Origin of the sequence: Paenibacillus dakarensis, assembly GCF_001373415.1 — a bacterium.
In the GTDB taxonomy this organism is placed as follows: domain Bacteria; phylum Bacillota; class Bacilli; order Paenibacillales; family Paenibacillaceae; genus Paenibacillus_AQ; species Paenibacillus_AQ dakarensis.
In genome coordinates this window covers 1-17,333 of sequence record NZ_CDSE01000024.1, presented here as the reverse complement: position 1 = coordinate 17,333, position 17,333 = coordinate 1, and the positions used below count along the sequence as shown (strand labels likewise).

The window sequence follows — 17,333 nt, the reverse complement described above, 5'->3', positions numbered from 1 at the left end:
ATGATAAAGAAATATGGAAAGTAAGGGGATGCACATGAATCGAAGAGGATGGAATCAACTGTCTGGCGGGCTTTTACTTATCGGTATTGGTGTATTTTTCATATTAAATCAGATGGGCATCATTGATGTCAGTCTGGGGCATCTGATCTCTACATTTTGGCCGGTAATTCTTATCTGGGTCGGCTTACAGGGATTCATAAACAGTTCAGATATTAGGGGTGCCATATGGAGTTCTGGTGTACCTTTGATTATTGGTTTGTTTTTCCTGGGCCGGAATCTGGATGTGATCGACTTTTCATTTGGTGAGATGATTAAATATGCTATTCCTGTACTGTTAATCGGGTTTGGATTGACGATGTTGATTGGTCCGAAAAAACATCAGCCTCCTCATCCGCCAAAACAAAATAGTGAAGACTATATCAGAGTAGAAAGTATGCCTGAAGTACCTGAAGCACCCAATCTGGAGTCTTCGCTCGACGAGATGTTTGAACAGACCTTTGGAAAGAAGACGGACGGGAATCAAGAAGCGAAACCAGCTCCCGGTCCAATTCCTGAAGAAGGACCTCGTTACCGGGACCGGGGAGATTATTGGAAGGAAGACAAATGGGATCATGGCGAGACCGTAAATAAATCTGCATTTATAGGCGATGTTCATATGGGAACGGATTACTTTACATTAAAGCCGACCAATATTTCACAGTTCATTGGAGATACGGTGCTGGATTTAACGAAAGCCCAAATTCCTTATGGTGAAACTAAGATTAACATTTCTTCTTTCATCGGTGATGTTAAGGTGTTCGTTCCTAACGATTCGGATCTGGGCGTGTCTGTATCCACGAGCTCGTTTATCGGGGATATGAAGGTTCTGGACCAGAAACGCAGCGGATTTATGTCGAATGCCAACGTGGAGAATCCTCATTATAGAGAAGCCGGCAAAAAACTTCGGATCAACGTCAGCCTTTTCATTGGCGATGTTAAAGTGAACAAGGTAGGGTAGAATATATGAGTTTTATAAAAAACACAAAATGGGTGATCATGCTGTACTTCTTGCTGATCGGGGGGGCGGTAGCTGTATTTCTATGCGCCGTGAACGAGGCAGGTTACATTCAGATCCAGGACAACCGACTGTGGGTATATTACACGGTTGGTATTGTTCTGTTTACAGGGATTGCCGGGTACATTGCCGGTCAACGTATACAAAGACCGCTGGATATGCTTCACCTTAATATGCTTCAAGTTGCTAAAGGAAATCTGACCGTTCGAATGCCGGCAGCTGAAGACGCATCTTTTGCCCGGGTCTATGCGGAATTTAACGAGATGACCGAAGCGTTGGAGAAGAAGATGAAGCTGCTTCAGCGATTGGGTGAACAGGATGTAATAGAGAAGGAAATCGCGGCGGAAGCTGCCGTTCTGGAAGAACGCAGACGGATGGCCAGAGATTTGCACGACACAGTTAGTCAGCAGTTATTCGCTATACATATGTCAGCATCATCATTGCCGGGTGTGATGAAGAAAAATCCCGATCATGGTGATAAAGTGCTGGAGCAGTTAATTTCGATGTCACATACGGCACAGAAGCAGATGAGAGCGTTGATTGCCCAGCTGCGGCCGGTTGAGCTTGAAGGCAAGACTTTGGAAGAGGCTTTGGAACGTTGGTTTCCTGATTACTGCCGTCAGAATGGGCTCAAAGGTATAAAAGATGTTGAGATGTACGACGGCGTGTCCGAAGCGATTGAGCATCAGCTTTTTCTCATCATACAAGAGGCAATAGCCAATATTGTAAAGCATGCCAGAGCCAGTCTTGTAAGCATGTCACTGCATGAGGAGCCTAAACGAGTAGTACTGAGTATAAGTGATGATGGACAGGGCTTCAATGAAATGACGCCAAGACAGGGATCTTACGGTTTATCTACCATGCGTGAACGTGCAGAGAAATTGGGCGGACAGGTCGACATTATTAGCCGCCGAGGCGCTGGAACAACCGTACGTGTGCATATCCCGCTGTTTGAGAATCCAGAGAATGAAGATGTTCCGTTTGATTCAACTGCAGCTGGTGAGGAAACAGAAGATAAGCTATCTTTAGGGGAAGAATAGAGGGGGAGCCGTAATGAGCGCAATAAGAATACTGCTTGCTGATGACCACGATATGGTCCGAATGGGACTTAAAACGTATTTATCCTTGGATTCGTCTTTTGAGGTGATTGGAGAAGCTTCCAACGGCCAGGAGGTGCTCGATTATCTTAGAGGGCATAAGGAAGCACCAGACCTTATACTGATGGACCTGATGATGCCGGTGATGAACGGGGCTGAGACGACAAAAGCGGTAATGTCAGAATTCCCGGGTCAGAAAATCGTAATTCTTACAAGCTTTCTTGAAGATAATCTGGTGGTTGAATGTATTGAAGCGGGCGCGGTCAGCTATGTACTCAAGACCGTTTCTGCAGATGAGCTTATATATGCGCTGCAGGGTGCTTTTCGAGGGATGCCGGTCATGACGAAGGATGTATCAGAGGCACTGACCCGGGGGATCCGGCACCATATGGTTCAGGGGGATCAATCGGGGCTTACGGAACGGGAAAAGGAAGTTCTGCTGCTTATTGCTGAGGGGAAGAGCAACAAAGAGATCGGAGAAGAGCTGCATATCAGCATAAAAACAGTCAAAACACATGTCAGTAACCTGCTTATGAAATGCGAGCTGGAGGATCGAACACAGCTTGCCATATTTGCGCATAGAAAGGGCTGGGTTAAGCCGGAGTAATTTTCGCAAGAATCTTTTTAAGGGAAAATATGATTCCTCTGTTTTTATCTTACTTTAAATTGTTTTTAAGGTGCTATTAAGGTTTATAGTACACAATAAGAACAGATAATTTATTAAACCACTTGGTAAGCCAAGTGATCTAATAGGAGGTAAAGACATGGACGATCAGAGAAATCGTTTTGGTCAGAAAGATGAGGATCAGGTGAATGAACCTGGACCACAACCAAATTCGTCTTCAGACAGCTCTTCTTACTATTATTCTTACGGACCGTTCAAGTCTATTGGTGATGAAGAAAACCACAGTGAAGATCAAGATCCTTATAAACGGAATGAACCGCAGGAAGTTGAAGTTACAGCTCCAAAAACAGTAAAGCCTGTTCCATCTCCCTATATGTCTGGATCAGGCCAAGGAGATGGAGGCAGCCGAGGCGGCTCTCTTCCGGATAAATCTTCGAACAGACAATGGAACTATAGCAAGAAGCCTAGGAGTTCAGTCAAAACGGTGCTTCTCTCTTTCCTGGCAGGTATGCTTGTCATTACCGGGCTCATGTTTGCAGCAGACCGGGCAAATTTATTTACTCCGGACACGGCATCAACTACGCAAGCTGCACAAGCTGGAGATGTAAAATCAGCTCTTGCGTCTACGGAAGATCAGGATTCCAACCAGACGACTTCAGCTCAAATTCCATCGAATCCAGGCGATGTAGCATCAGTAGTAGATCAGGCAAGTCCTGCAGTGACGTTGATTAAAACGTTTGTTAACAGCAGCAATGGACAGAACGGATCGAATATGGATGATCCTTTGTTCCGTTACTTCTTCGGTGATCAGTCGAATAGAAGCAATAACAATGATAGCAGTCAAGGATCCTCGCAGCTCCAGCCATCGGGTATCGGATCTGGATTTATTTTTGACAAATCAGGCTATATTCTTACGAACGAGCACGTAGTGCATGGAGCGGATGTCATTCAGGTAACGCTTCAGGATAACAAGAAGCCTTACGAGGCTAAATTGCTTGGTTCGAGTTATGAACTTGATTTAGCTGTACTTAAAATCGAAGGAGATCGAGAATTCCCGGCTGTAAAGCTTGGTAATTCAGATGATCTGAAGGTTGGTGAATGGCTGGTAGCTATTGGTAACCCTCAAGGATTTGAGCATACCGTAACCGCTGGTGTCCTCAGTTCGAAGGAACGCGAGATTGATATTCAAGGTACAAACGGTGAAGAGGATCGTAATTACGAGCATCTTCTGCAAACCGATGCTTCGATTAACCCGGGTAACTCCGGCGGACCGCTTCTCAATCTGAAGGGTGAAGTAATCGGCATGAACGTAGCCGTAAGCGCGCAAGCGCAAGGAATTGGGTTTGCTATTCCTTCTAAAACGATCAGCGAGGTATTGGACTACCTGAAGAATAACAAAGAAGTGCCGAAAGAGCCGGTTCCATTTATCGGTGCAAGTCTTGGAACCCTGACACCTCAAGTATCCCAGCAGCTGGGCACTGACGTAACGGAAGGATCTTTTGTTGACAGTGTCGTGTTCCGTTCTCCGGCTTATGAAGCGGATCTTCGTCAATATGATATAGTGACAGGAGCCGATGGAACGAAATATGCGACAGCACAGGATTTGATTGAATTTATCCAATCGAAGAAAGTCGGCGATAAAATTACACTGAATGTCGTGCGAAACGGCAAGAAGCTTGATCTGCCGATTACGATTGGTGACCGGAACGAATTCAATCTGGATCAGCAGCGTTAACAGCCTCTTTAACGGAGTCTAGAGACAAGCGGAAGGGAGATTCCCTTCCGCTTGTGCTGTTCTTGGAGGCGCGGATATAATGAGGATGTACAAGAAAGCATATAATTATAAGAGGAGATGCCAACATGCGATCCCGTATTCTAATCGTTGATGATGATGATAAAATCACCTCCATGCTGCGAAGAGGCCTGGCTTTTGAAGGGTATGAGGTTCATACAGCCTCGAACGGGGCTGAAGGGTTAAGAATGATTTTGAATGAGGAACCTGATGTGGTAGTTCTGGATGTCATGATGCCTCAGGTAGACGGATTTGAAGCGCTGCGCAGGCTGAGAGAAGGCGGGAGCAAGGTTCCCGTGTTGATGCTTACCGCAAAAGATGAGATAGAGAACCGTGTGAAGGGACTGGATTCCGGAGCAGATGATTATTTGGTTAAGCCTTTTGCTCTGGAGGAGCTGCTGGCCCGGGTTCGTGCCTTATTAAGACGTAAATCAGGGGTAGAAACAGGCAATCAGAAATTGTCTTATGAGGATTTGGTCATGGATACCGATGCCCGTGAAGTTACAAGAAACGGAAGAAGACTGGAGCTGACTGCGAAAGAGTTTGAACTCCTGCATTTATTCATGATGAATCCGAAGCGGGTGCTGTCCCGCGATTTGATTATGGATAAAATTTGGGGTTATGACTATAGCGGAGAATCTAATGTGCTTGAGGTATATATCGCCATGCTGCGTCAAAAAACGGAGGAGCAGGGCGAGAAGAGGCTGATTCAGACGATTCGGGGTGCAGGATATATTCTAAGAGGAGATCAGTAGCATGTCGATACGTTGGCGGCTTACAGCTTGGTATTCAGGTATTCTGATTAGTACGCTGTTCGTATTCAGTATTGCGGTCTATGGCTTCGTGCATTGGTATACGTATGATGAATTGGAATCAAAGATATTGCAGCAATATAACAAAATCAATACACGCCTTGTTGCTTCTGCGGATGGAAGTTTAGGCGTGGCTCCGGACCAATTTTCTAAGCAGCGGATGGAAGATGCGGATTTCTATGTTCAAATCTATACCTTTTACACGCAGTTGACCTGGAGATCTGACAATATGAAGCTCCGGGGGCTTAAATTTGAGGTGCCGGAGCCAAATTTTGCAAAGGCTTCAAAGGATGTCGGGTTTAAGAAATTCAATGTCGGAGGTTACCCGTTCTTAGTGTATCAAGGCTTTGTAACTAAGGAGCTCACGAATGAGGTTGTTGGCTGGATTCAAGTAGGAACCTATACAGGTACAGCTGAGAACACGCTGAATAGACTTCGGTCCATTCTGATCTCGGGATCTCTCGCGACGCTTATCATCGCATCCACTCTCGGGCTGTTCCTTGCTCGGAAATCGATGAAGCCGATTCAGAAGGTCGCTGATGCCGCGAATCAGATCCAGAAGGGAACCGACCTTAGTGTACGGATAGAGTATGATGGTCCGCAGGATGAGATTGGAAGGCTCATTGGAACATTTAACGGAATGATGGAGAGGACGGAAGGGTTCTACAAAGAGCTTGAGGATGCCTATGCAGCACAGCGAAGATTTGTGTCTGATGCTTCCCACGAGCTGCGGACTCCGCTCACGACAATTCGAGGGAATGTGGACTTACTTCAAAAAATATGGACTGCTCCACCAGAGGAGCGACCGGATCTGGATGAGGAAACACTGCGGGAAATGTCCGTCGAAGCTATAGGTGATATATCGGATGAGGCGAAGCGGATGAGCCGTCTGGTCTCCGATATGCTCTCGCTGGCCCGGGCAGATACGGGACAAACATTCGAGAAGGATCCTATAGCCCTGCAGCCGCTTATCGAAGAGGTTACAAGACGGGCGAATTTCCTGCCAAGAACAGCGGAATGGCATGTTGGCGATCTGCGTTCGTTAAATGGAGTGTATGTCGTAGGAAACCGTGATTATTTACAGCAGATGCTGTTTATTTTCATAGAAAATGGCTTTAAATACACGCCTGAAGGCGAGGTGCGGTTGGACGTTATCCTGTATAAAGGACAGGTCGGCATCCGTTTCTCGGATACAGGAATCGGTATGGAGAAAGATGAAATTCCACATATTTTTGAGCGCTTCTACCGGGCTGACCAGTCCAGGGGAATCACCGAGGGAACAGGGCTTGGATTGTCAATCGCCAAATGGATTATCGATGCTCATGACGGTTCGGTTGAAGTGGTCACGAAACGCGGAGAAGGCAGTACGTTTATCGTCTGGCTGCCTGTTATTTTTGCTCCTCCACTCGAATAGGGTTATAATGATAGAGATTGTGATTTAATGCTCAGAAAGCAGGTGAAGACCATGGAAGTGATCAAAATATCGCCGCGCGGCTACTGTTACGGCGTTGTCGACGCAATGGTACTGGCACGGCAGGCAGCGAGCAATTTAGATCTTCCGCGGCCTATATATATATTAGGAATGATTGTTCATAACAGTCATGTTACGCAGTCTTTTGAAGACGAAGGGATAATTACGCTGGATGGACCGAACCGGATGGAAATTCTGAATCAGGTTGATAAAGGGACGGTTATATTTACAGCTCATGGCGTTTCTCCTGAAGTACGCAAGCTGGCCCGCGACAAGGGACTGACCACACTGGATGCCACTTGTCCGGATGTAACGAAGACCCATGATCTTATCCGTGAGAAAGTTGCAGACGGGTACGAAGTGATCTATATCGGCAAGAAGGGTCATCCCGAGCCGGAAGGTGCTATCGGGGTAGCTCCTGACCACGTCCATCTGATCGAGAAGGAAGAAGAGATTGATGATCTGAGGGTTCAAGCAGGTCGGATTATCATCACCAATCAGACGACGATGAGTCAATGGGATATTAAAAATATCATGAAGCGTCTCCTGGATAAATTTCCGGGTGCAGAAATTCATAATGAAATTTGTCTGGCCACTCAAGTCCGCCAGGAAGCAGTAGCTGAACAGGCTGGGCAGGCAGATCTGGTCATCGTTGTTGGAGACCCCCGCAGCAATAACTCGAACCGGCTTGCCCAGGTTTCCGAAGAGATTGCGGGTGTACCTGCCCACCGGATCGGAGATATTACCGAGCTGAAACGGGAATGGCTTGAAGGGGTCAACAAGGTGGCTGTCACATCAGGAGCTTCGACGCCTACGCCAATTACGAAAGAAGTGATTTCGTATTTGGAGCAATACGAACACGATCAGCCTGATACATGGGAGATAAAGAGAACCGTTAATATGAGCAAGCTTCTTCCTCCAGTAAGAGCGAAAAAGTAGTTATTATTCTTAATATTCTGATTCATAACCCGCTGGCGATACCCTGCCGCGGGTTTTTTCTGCATTCAGCTTCTGACAGGGAGGGGCTTCGGTAGTGTGGACTGCTTCTTTTGCACAAAAGAACATTTATGTTAGATAATATAACATAATTGAGTCAAAATACCTCACATGGATATTGACGTTATCTAACATATGAGAATATAATGACGGAAAGAACAGGAAAATGTGTGAACGTTCGACGGGTTACATGCCGTTAATGTTCGGAATTTGGGAGGAAGAGACATGTCGGTAGAGAGAGTATTGCATACAATTCAAGAAAACAGCATTGAATGGATTGATTTTCGGTTTGTAGATTTGGCAGGGCGCGTACACCATATTTCACTACCAGCATCAGCAGTGGATGAAGAGACATTTATAAACGGAGTAGCTTTTGACGGTTCGTCCATTCCAGGCTTTCGGGGAATTGAAGAATCCGACATGGTCATGATGCCTGATCCGGAATCATGCTATATCGATCCATTTACGGCACACCCTACACTGAACATTATGAGCAATATCTATACACCGGATGGAGAAGCATACGATCGTGATCCACGCAGCATTGCTGCACGGGCAGAGCAGTTTTTGCAGGACAGCGGGATAGGAACAGCGGCTTTTTTTGCACCGGAGTCAGAATTCTTTCTGTTTGATGATGTACGTTATGAAAGCACGATGAACAGTTCAAGTTATGTTGTAGAGTCTGAGGAAGCGGCATGGAATACGAATCGTAAAGAAGAGGGCGGAAACCTCGGATTTAAGATCGGTGTGAAAGGCGGATACGTACCTGTAGCACCGGTGGATACACAGCAGGATATTCGCAGCGAGATGTGCCGCTTGCTGGGTGAAGCAGGGCTTCGTGTAGAGCGCCATCACCATGAAGTTGCAACGGCAGGCCAGGCAGAAATCAACTTTCGTTTCGATACGCTGAAGAAAACAGCGGATAACCTGCTTGTCTATAAATATATCGTCCACAATACCGCACGCCAATATGGCAAGACGGCGACATTTATGCCGAAGCCGCTTTTCGGAGATAACGGAAGCGGGATGCATGTTCACCAATCCATCTGTGATGGCGATACCCCGCTCTTTTATGAGAAAGGTGCATATGCTAATCTGAGCGAGATGGCAATGCATTATATCGGTGGTATCCTCTATCATGCTCCGGCTCTGATCGCACTTACGAACCCGAGTACCAACTCCTTTAAACGTCTGGTCCCTGGATATGAAGCTCCTGTTAACCTGGTATTCTCCAAAGGAAACCGTTCGGCTGCGGTACGAATTCCGGTTGCTGCAGTTACACCTAGAGGCTGCCGGATTGAGTTCCGCACACCGGACTCAACAGCGAATCCGTATCTTGCATTTTCAGCGATGCTGATGGCCGGCCTTGATGGAATCAAGCGTAAGATTGACCCTGTGGCACTTGGTTACGGACCGTTCGATAAGAATATTTATGAGTTGTCTGATTCCGAAAAGAAAGAGATTCGCAGTGTTCCTGGAACGCTTGATGAAGCACTGGATGCGCTGCAGGCTGATTATGAGTTTCTGACCGAGGGCGGCGTGTTCACGAAGGAATTCCTCGATAACTATATTGAATTAAAACGCGGCGAAGCCAAAGCAGTGTCGATTCGGGTGCATCCGCACGAGTTCTCACTCTACTATGATCTTTAAGTTATATGAAGCGAATGAAGGAGTGTCTCTGAAGGTCGATTGACCCGGGGCACTCCTTTAAACTGTGTGTAAATGATATTTAATGCGGTCCTTGTGTCTTTAAATAGAGAAAAAAAGCACTTGCCGCATTTCCCGATTGTTGCTATGATATGCGATAATATTCAGTAAGCAGAGAAAGAAAGGGTGGAGAGTCGTTTGAACAAGAGAGCTTTTAACTTTAACGCTGGTCCAGCTGCATTGCCGCTGGAGGTCCTGGAACGGGCCCAATCGGAATTTGTTGAATTTAGGGAGAGCGGCATGTCCATCATGGAGATGTCTCACCGAGGGGCGATCTACGAGTCGGTACATAAGGAAACGCAAGAGCGTCTATTGGCTCTGCTTGGCAACCCGAAAGGGTATAAGGTATTGTTCCTTCAAGGGGGAGCAAGCTTGCAGTTTGCTATGGTTCCAATGAATTTCCTTGGTCAAGGGCAGCAAGCTAACTATGTGATGACCGGAAGCTGGGCGGAAAAGGCTTTAAAGGAAGCACAGTTGATTGGTGATACGCATATTGCGGCTTCATCTGAAGCAGACCATTTTATGTCTTTACCTGATCTTGATGCCATCTCCTTATCAGAGAACCCGGCATATCTTCATATGACCTCGAATGAAACAATCGGGGGAATTCAATTCAAAGAGTTCCCAGACACGGGTTCCCTCCCTCTAATATGTGACATGTCCAGCGATATTTTAAGTCGTCCGATTGATGTCGATCAATTCGGAATGATATATGCCGGGGCCCAGAAAAACCTTGGTCCGTCTGGTGTGACGGTGGTAATTGCAAAAGAAGAACTGATCGCAAACTCTCCAAAGCATCTCCCGACCATGCTGCGTTACAGCACACATGCAAGCAATGACTCTTTGTATAATACGCCTCCATCTTTTGGTATATATATGATTAACGAAGTGCTCAAGTGGATTGAGGAACGCGGAGAACTCGAAGGAATTCAAGTGCAAAACCGTGAAAAAGCAGCTCTGATCTACAATACGATTGACAATAGCGGTGGCTTCTATCGTGGCTGTGTCGATGCAGGAAGCCGTTCGGACATGAACATTACATTCCGTATGGAATCGGAAGAGCTTGAAAAGGAGTTTATAAAAGCTTCTGTACAAGAAGGCTTTGAAGGCCTGAAAGGTCACCGTAGTGTTGGCGGTTTGCGTGCATCTATTTATAATGCGGTTCCGTTAGAAAGCTGCAAAGCACTTGTTGATTTTATGAATCATTTTAAGAAAACTCACGGATAATCTGCTATCGAAGAGGAGCCGATCCCCGAGTAGTTTTTCTACAAGGTAATAATCCCCTATATCGATAAGAAGGCCGAAGAAGGACCCTGCGGGAGTCTCTGATCCCGGCCTTTTCTTTTTTTTGAGCTTGCTGCAAAGAAATCAGAGGTATAAGCTATAATAGAAGAAAACAGATGAAAAAGGTGGATTGTTACAACATGGCACTACACATTGTACTCGTTGAGCCTGAAATACCGGCGAACACGGGGAATATTGCTAGAACTTGTGCGGCTACGGGTGCCCATTTACACTTGGTGCGGCCGCTTGGCTTTAACACGGATGACAAGACATTAAAACGCGCGGGTCTCGATTATTGGTACGCTGTGCATATTGAGTATCATGATTCGTTTGAGGAGTTACAGGCTCAGTATCCAGAAGGGCGTTATTTCTATGCTTCCACCAAATCGGTGAAACGATATTCAGATATTTCCTTCCAGGATGGAGATTTCCTTGTGTTTGGCAAGGAGACGAAGGGCCTCCCGCCTGAACTGCTGGCTGCGAACCCTGATCATTGTATTCGTATGCCAATGTCGGATAAAGTTCGTTCCTTGAATCTCTCTAACTCTGCAGCAATTATTGTGTACGAGGCACTTCGTCAGCTTGATTTTCCAAATATGGAATAGGCTAAAATAGACTGTTTAATGCAATTACTCAGTCGCTTTACCTACATGGTTAAGCAAAAAAAGTAAAAAAGCAAATATTTTCTTAAAAACTAGCAGGATTCGACAACCTTTTATCGAACTATTCTACTAGGCCTATTTTATCAGGAGACTGGGAATAGTGTAACATTACTTGTTGAACGGAGAGGTGTACTATCGTTATGAAACCTGCTGGCGTTGTGCGTAAAGTGGATCAGCTGGGGAGAATTGTCCTGCCCAAATCACTTCGTAAAAGATATCAAATGAACGAGGGCGATCCTGTAGAGATTCTGGTACAGGGTGACCATATCATTCTGGAACGCTACCGCCCGAAATGTGTCTTTTGCGGGTCCATGGATGGGGTTAGCGAGTTTAAAGAACGTTATATATGCGCACAGTGCATGTCCGATATGCATCAAATTCCTAGACATGCCTAACGATGCACGAAAAAGCACCGCTGAAGCGGTGCTTTTTCGTTATCAGACGACAAAAGAAGAAGCTTCCCCTAGATGAGGAAGCTCCGTCTTACAGGCCTTTGGTTTTATCTTCGTTATATGAGGCCGTCAAAATTCCAACCAAATACAAGACAAGAACCAATGTGACGATCCAAAAAGTTAATGAGAAAGACATTGAGGCCACCTCCTGCTAAGCTATTCCCTATTATACCCAGCCTTTGTGAAAAAAGAAATGACTATTATGAGGGATGTCATAGATTTATTCGAAAAATGGTTATTTGAAAAATAAAAAGTGTGTAGGAACAGGACGCAGCCGTCCATCTGAAGGCTTATTTATTACTCTTCCATTCAAAATAAGAGAAGAGGACCCGCCGCCATCCAGATTATACGCATCCTTTACCCCAAGATGATATAACTTGTCTTGAAGCTCCTGCAGTGTGGCACCAGAGTTTCCTTTTTCATTATATCCTTCGGTTACGATCACAAGCAGCTGATCATCTTTATAGTTAGCAATAACGGTTCTGGGAGCCCTCGCGGGCGTAGATTTCCATTTGGACGGAATCGGCACTTTCCTGCCATTCTTGATTAACACCGGGACAAAGGTAGCTCCGAATTTAGGATCAAGCCTGTCCAGCTCTTGGCGATTGCGAAATTTCCCTCCGATTAACTGGCCAGAATGGTTAAGGCCCACAAACGCCAGATCTTTAAAGCTGGGTTGAAACCCGGTAACGTAATGCCCGTCGATAAATGTAGTGCTTAATGGATGTCTGCCGCCGTTACCGTCAGCAAATCCTCCTGCATTAATTCCGGCTACGGCTCCTAATCGGTTTACCGCCTGCAAGGTTGTTTCAGTGGAGCCTTGCTTTCCTCTTCCGAGTGACATCGTCATCGCATTTGGGTCTTTCAGCTTAACCTTCATGGCATATCCGCGATAAATTCCCGGGTTGACTTTGAAGAGATCAATTTGAATCCGGTCGCTGACGACTCTTTCTTTCGGTGTGCCCAGTTTGGCTGTAATTCTGCGGTTGTATATACGCTCAGGCACGAGAGCTTGTTGTTTCGTTGTTTGAAGAATACCATTCACTGCCTTTGTTGACTGTTGATACAATCTCCCCGTTTTTTCAATTGAAGCGATGGTCTTGTCCACCGTAACCGCGGCTTGATCCATTCCTTCCAGAATGATCCTGGTTTCCTCTGACAGATTTGAATCGGGTGCATAATCCGACGAATTCAGTTGAAGACGAGGCGGCTCTGATAAAAGCCCAATACAGAGAAATGCTCCGATAAATGGAGCGATGGCAAGCATAAACCAGCGGTTAACTTGCTTTGCAGTCATTCTGCTTAAAGGCTTCACTTCAGCAGCTCCATTTTTTTCTGCAGCTTGGTAAGCTGTTGTTTTACCTCGTTCAACTGACTATAGAGCTTGTTGCTGTTATCCGTCTTGCCACTGGCTTGATCCTTCGTGAATGTAAGCAGTTCATTGAAAGATTGCACCTTACTCTGCATTTCGTCCATTTGCCGGGACAGCTCTGTGAAGCGGCTGTCATACTGGGCCTTTAGGGAGGCCATCTCTTTTTGAGTATCCTGCTGAAGCTTGGTTATGATTTCTTTTTGCAAATGATTGCTGTATGAATAAGCTGCAGCGACACCCAGCAGGATAAACAGGATCCAAAACATCCAGAACCAACGTGCTCTTGGGCCTTTACGGGAAGATGCTTCCCGCGAAGGGTAGGTGTTTGCTGTATCTGTCTCCAGTCTTGGCATCTAATCCCTCCTTGAAATATCTATCATTTTTACCAGTAATCATTCTATCATGGTAAATTTCATTACGCAAAGACGAAATAATATTATCGCAATCATCAAAAATAGATTGTTATATCGTCGTTTGTGGGATACAATCTGTATAGATTTAATGAATAAATGAGATACATCTATGCCGTTTGCCATGTTATTGTGCGCGGGTCTAAGCCTCTAGCATTACTTAACCGATTTTCCAAATTGAAAACGCTAGAGACTAAATGGCGGATAACAACGGCTATACAATACTTCTTACGGCGTTGTCACATACACCTATCGTATAAGAATGACTATGCTTTACTCTATTATTGTTAGTTGAAACAGGGGGTTTAAGAATCATGAACCAGGTTTGGCGAGTAGTTATTGTAGGAAGTCACCCTACGAGTATGCTGGGAACCAAATTGATCTTGGAGGAAGAGAAGGAACTAACTGTACTAGGTATGACCTCATCAGCTCAGGAAGGGGTTAGACTGGTTGAAGAAATCCAGCCCGATCTCGTGTTGCTTGACTATCGACTTTCGGATGCGACTGCTGAAACCGTAATAGAACCAATGAAACTAATCTCGCCCAAATCGCATGTGATTGTGATGACAGATAACGACGGGTTGTCCTTACTGCAAACTTTAATCCATCGGGGAGCAAGCGGGCTTTTATCGAAACAGGCTTCGCCTTTTCAGCTTATACATATGATTGCAGGACTTCGCGAAGGCGTTACTACTCTGCCGCTCGAATGGGTTAAGCAGGCGATTTGGCCGCTGGCTTCCTCCGGACTGCACGAGGGCGGAATGCCGCTTTCCGAGACAGAGACCTTTATCATGGAGCGGATTGTACAAGGGATTACGTATGACAAAATAGCTCTGGAGATTGAAGTAAGCCGCCGTTCTATCGATAACTATCTTCGCAAAATTTACGTCAAGCTCGGTGTTAACACCAGAGCCCAGGCGATTGAGAAATATGCCCTCTACAGCCACCAAGGAAGGCAAATGTATGCTTGATTATTCAACTTAAGTTATAATGGTTAAGAACCAGGAATACCTTTAAGAGGCTGGCTAGTTATATTCTTAAGTTATGATAACGGATAAAGGGAGGGATATCGGGTGCAGTATTCCTTTGCTTCCCGTGCACAGACCCTTATGTCATCCCCGCTGCGCAGTCTCAGTGAACTTGCGAAGCGGGATTCTTTTATTTCCCTGGCAGAAGAGCTTCCGGCAGAAGAGCTGTTTCCTCTGTCATCATTGGCTGAGGCAGCAGAATCTGTACTGAATGCTGATCGCCGTTCATTGCAATACGGGGATACAGAGGGTTATGAACCACTGAAAGAATGGCTCTGTCGCGATTGGAGCCGCAGGAAAAAGTTAAAGGTCTCTCCAGAGCAAATTCTGCTCACCACAGGAACGCAGCAGGCACTGGACTTGTTTGTCAGGGTTTATGTAGAACCAGGGGACTCGGTTCTTGTAGAAAATCCGACTTCGCCAGGCTTGCTCCAAGTGCTTAGGCTGCAGGGAGCCCGGATCATCCCGGTAGAAGGAGACAACAGCGGTATTTTGCCTGACGCATTAGAGTCGCTAATCTTAGCACATCAACCAAAGCTTCTCATGGCGGCTCCTAACTTTACCAATCCCACAGGCGTTTACTGGAGCATGGAGCGCCGCCAGGAGGTGCTCAGGCTGTGTAAGCAACATCATGTCTTGATCGTGGAGGATGACTCTGTTGGTGATTTGTATTTTCCGCAAGGGGCAGCTTCCTCTGGTCAGCTTCCGCCTTTAATTTCTCTAGAGGAGAATCAGGGAGAACATGTTCTGTATGTAGGTTCGTTCAGTAAGACGGTTGCGCCTGCACTTCGTACCGGATGGGCAGCAGGGAACAGGAGGATTATCGAAATGATGGCTGCTGTGAAGCAGATGGCGGATTGGCAGTCCAGTATGCTGAATCAGAGACTGCTGCATCATTTGCTGGAGTCTAAGCATTTCAATTTTGATGATCATCTGTTGATGCTTAACAGGGAGTATAGCACAAGGCTGAAATTGATGGTTGAGCTGCTCAAACGAAGTGCCTGGAGGGATACATATTATGATGTTCCTTTAGGAGGGATGTTCCTGTGGGTGCATCTTCCTGCAGGATTGAATGGGGATGCGCTTTTGAAATGCTCGGTTCAGAAGGGGGTTAGCTTTCTCCCTGGCTCGATGTGTTCGCCGGAAGATGAAGCGAGTGAATGCATTCGCCTGAACTTTACGCATCCGGGCAGGGATGAGCTGCTCCTTGGAATGAATCTGATCAGTGAAGCGATCATGGAGTTTACTGCCCGGAACTAGTGCACGCAGCATATTGTTGTAATGTAAATAGAGGCTGGCCTTTTGGATGATGTTAAAGGATTCCAAAGGTCAGCCTCTTTGTCAATATTTACGGCAGCGGGAAGATAAGTAGATCATAATTATAATCACTTGAGTTAAAGGTGAGGCTGATAGCCGGGGAGCGAGGAGTTTTCAAGAACGGAGGCGTATTCCTCTAAAGCCTGAACTCCGGCATCGGTAAGAAGATATCGTCCACGCATGATACGGGTAAACCACCCATAGTAATTTTGTTGAAGTACGGAGGCCGCATTGCCAACCCCACTCAAGTTCCGAATAGCAGCAGGAGTGACACCGGGTTTGGGAGGGGAGCCTACCGCAGTGATGGAAAGATCCGCTGTGCAATCTGATCTGCTCAGCTGGTGTAATGCTGCAGCAACTCGGAGGGCTTTTTCCCGGTACGCTGTTACCAGCTTGGCCCGTGTTACACCACCTGTATTATAGTCTCCGCTGCGCTCCCGGAATTCCATGAGCAGTCGTTCACGTTTTCTCGGTGCACTGCGGCCCGTATAATTTCCTTCACACGGCTCACACAGCACCTCAACAAAGGGAGCTTTCGTCTTGTAGAAAGTTACCGTGATCAGTCCAAGCCCAAGCTTTCGGCACAGATTACTTAGTTCTGACCATCGCTGGTTGACTGCCCCTTTTTTGACACGGCTCTTCTCAACAGCCAGATACACAAGGGAGCTCATTTTAAGGCGTTCCAATCCCTGCAGAAGCAGTGCAAGGTTAAATGTTTTTTTCATTTCAACAATAAGGGGGTCCGTTAAACCTTCTTTCATGCCGACCATATCGCAGCTTCGTACTTCACCTTTGATCTCATATCCATGCAGTCCAAAAAAAGCCTTCAAGGGAGCGTACAGCTCGGCTTCATGTTTAATCGCCATGGCTATTTCTCCTTTTGTGATCAGAATCAGGAATCATCCCTAGATGCATTATTTCATCAGTATAACATGTCGGGAACGAATGTGCGCATATCTGGAGGAGTGCTTGAATAATTGCGGAAAAGAAGGCTCTTAACTTCGAAAATATGGTCAACTAATCCGGCAATGCCGCATAGGTATGTAATACGCTTTTTCGGTAGGTTAATGGTAAATCGTCATGAGTGGAATGAAAGCCAATCCTCATAACCGAGTCATAGGAGGTAGCGGTATGGATATTTTCGAACGAATAGCATCGTATCGGGCAGAGAGCGACCGTCTGGCATGGAGCGGCACATTCAGGGAATATATAGAAATCATTAAGAAGGATACTTCACCCGCCATGACTGCGCAT

General features: G+C 46.1%; 16 protein-coding genes. 13 read left to right on the top strand and 3 right to left on the bottom strand.

Annotated elements, in window-relative coordinates; genetic code table 11:
* Nucleotides 1–34: 34 nt before the first annotated feature.
* From liaF to BN1234_RS06775, 11 genes are all read left to right on the top strand, one after another.
* Nucleotides 35–997 (top strand): cell wall-active antibiotics response protein LiaF, encoded by a 963-nt coding sequence (gene liaF / locus BN1234_RS06825; protein ID WP_306455053.1) that lies wholly within the window; start codon nt 35–37, stop codon nt 995–997.
* 5 nt (nt 998–1,002) lie between these two features.
* Complete coding sequence (locus BN1234_RS06820) at nt 1,003–2,094, top strand: sensor histidine kinase (protein ID WP_054955915.1); 1,092 nt, start codon at nt 1,003–1,005, stop codon at nt 2,092–2,094.
* A gap of 13 nt (nt 2,095–2,107) precedes the next feature.
* Nucleotides 2,108–2,758: a response regulator gene (locus BN1234_RS06815; RefSeq protein WP_054955914.1), complete on the top strand. Its 651-nt coding sequence runs from the start codon at nt 2,108–2,110 to the stop codon at nt 2,756–2,758.
* A gap of 157 nt (nt 2,759–2,915) precedes the next feature.
* Nucleotides 2,916–4,511 carry a S1C family serine protease gene (locus BN1234_RS06810; protein ID WP_054955913.1) on the top strand — a complete coding sequence of 532 codons (1,596 nt, stop codon included), beginning with the start codon at nt 2,916–2,918 and terminating at the stop codon, nt 4,509–4,511.
* A 125-nt stretch (nt 4,512–4,636) separates the two neighbouring features.
* Nucleotides 4,637–5,323, top strand: a complete 687-nt coding sequence (locus BN1234_RS06805; protein ID WP_054955912.1) for a response regulator transcription factor — start codon at nt 4,637–4,639, stop codon at nt 5,321–5,323.
* Nucleotide 5,324: 1 nt separating this feature from the next.
* Nucleotides 5,325–6,794: a sensor histidine kinase gene (locus tag BN1234_RS06800; protein WP_054955911.1), complete on the top strand. Its 1,470-nt coding sequence runs from the start codon at nt 5,325–5,327 to the stop codon at nt 6,792–6,794.
* Nucleotides 6,795–6,845: 51 nt separating this feature from the next.
* Nucleotides 6,846–7,790, top strand: a complete 945-nt coding sequence (locus BN1234_RS06795; protein WP_054955951.1) for a 4-hydroxy-3-methylbut-2-enyl diphosphate reductase — start codon at nt 6,846–6,848, stop codon at nt 7,788–7,790.
* Between the two features lie 282 nt (nt 7,791–8,072).
* Complete coding sequence (gene glnA / locus BN1234_RS06790) at nt 8,073–9,497, top strand: type I glutamate--ammonia ligase (protein WP_054955910.1); 1,425 nt, start codon at nt 8,073–8,075, stop codon at nt 9,495–9,497.
* A 195-nt stretch (nt 9,498–9,692) separates the two neighbouring features.
* A complete protein-coding gene (gene serC / locus BN1234_RS06785) occupies nt 9,693–10,781 on the top strand; it encodes a 3-phosphoserine/phosphohydroxythreonine transaminase (RefSeq protein WP_054955909.1) in 1,089 nt (362 codons plus the stop codon).
* Nucleotides 10,782–10,978: 197 nt separating this feature from the next.
* The gene (gene trmL / locus BN1234_RS06780) at nt 10,979–11,443 is read left to right on the top strand and encodes a tRNA (uridine(34)/cytosine(34)/5-carboxymethylaminomethyluridine(34)-2'-O)-methyltransferase TrmL (RefSeq protein ID WP_054955908.1); all 465 of its coding nucleotides are present in this window, start codon (nt 10,979–10,981) and stop codon (nt 11,441–11,443) included.
* Between the two features lie 197 nt (nt 11,444–11,640).
* Nucleotides 11,641–11,895, top strand: coding sequence for an AbrB/MazE/SpoVT family DNA-binding domain-containing protein (locus BN1234_RS06775; RefSeq protein WP_054955907.1), 255 nt, complete (start codon nt 11,641–11,643; stop codon nt 11,893–11,895).
* 292 nt (nt 11,896–12,187) lie between these two features.
* On the opposite strand, the gene BN1234_RS06770 is transcribed toward BN1234_RS06775, so the two are convergent.
* Nucleotides 12,188–13,267: a phosphodiester glycosidase family protein gene (locus BN1234_RS06770; RefSeq protein WP_054955906.1), complete on the bottom strand. Its 1,080-nt coding sequence runs from the start codon at nt 13,265–13,267 to the stop codon at nt 12,188–12,190.
* Nucleotides 13,264–13,677 (bottom strand): hypothetical protein, encoded by a 414-nt coding sequence (locus BN1234_RS06765; RefSeq protein ID WP_054955905.1) that lies wholly within the window; start codon nt 13,675–13,677, stop codon nt 13,264–13,266. The genes BN1234_RS06770 and BN1234_RS06765 overlap by 4 nt, the downstream gene beginning before the upstream one ends.
* 371 nt (nt 13,678–14,048) lie before the next feature.
* Between BN1234_RS06765 and BN1234_RS06760 the strand changes: the two genes are divergently transcribed.
* Together BN1234_RS06760 and BN1234_RS06755 are read left to right on the top strand one after the other, a co-directional pair.
* The gene (locus BN1234_RS06760; RefSeq protein WP_054955904.1) at nt 14,049–14,705 is read left to right on the top strand and encodes a response regulator transcription factor; all 657 of its coding nucleotides are present in this window, start codon (nt 14,049–14,051) and stop codon (nt 14,703–14,705) included.
* A gap of 102 nt (nt 14,706–14,807) precedes the next feature.
* Nucleotides 14,808–16,022 carry an aminotransferase-like domain-containing protein gene (locus BN1234_RS06755; RefSeq protein WP_054955903.1) on the top strand — a complete coding sequence of 405 codons (1,215 nt, stop codon included), beginning with the start codon at nt 14,808–14,810 and terminating at the stop codon, nt 16,020–16,022.
* Nucleotides 16,023–16,156: 134 nt separating this feature from the next.
* Here BN1234_RS06755 and BN1234_RS06750 read toward each other — a convergent pair whose 3' ends face one another.
* Nucleotides 16,157–16,945, bottom strand: coding sequence for a DUF2161 family putative PD-(D/E)XK-type phosphodiesterase (locus BN1234_RS06750; RefSeq protein ID WP_054955902.1), 789 nt, complete (start codon nt 16,943–16,945; stop codon nt 16,157–16,159).
* Nucleotides 16,946–17,333 lie beyond the last annotated feature (388 nt).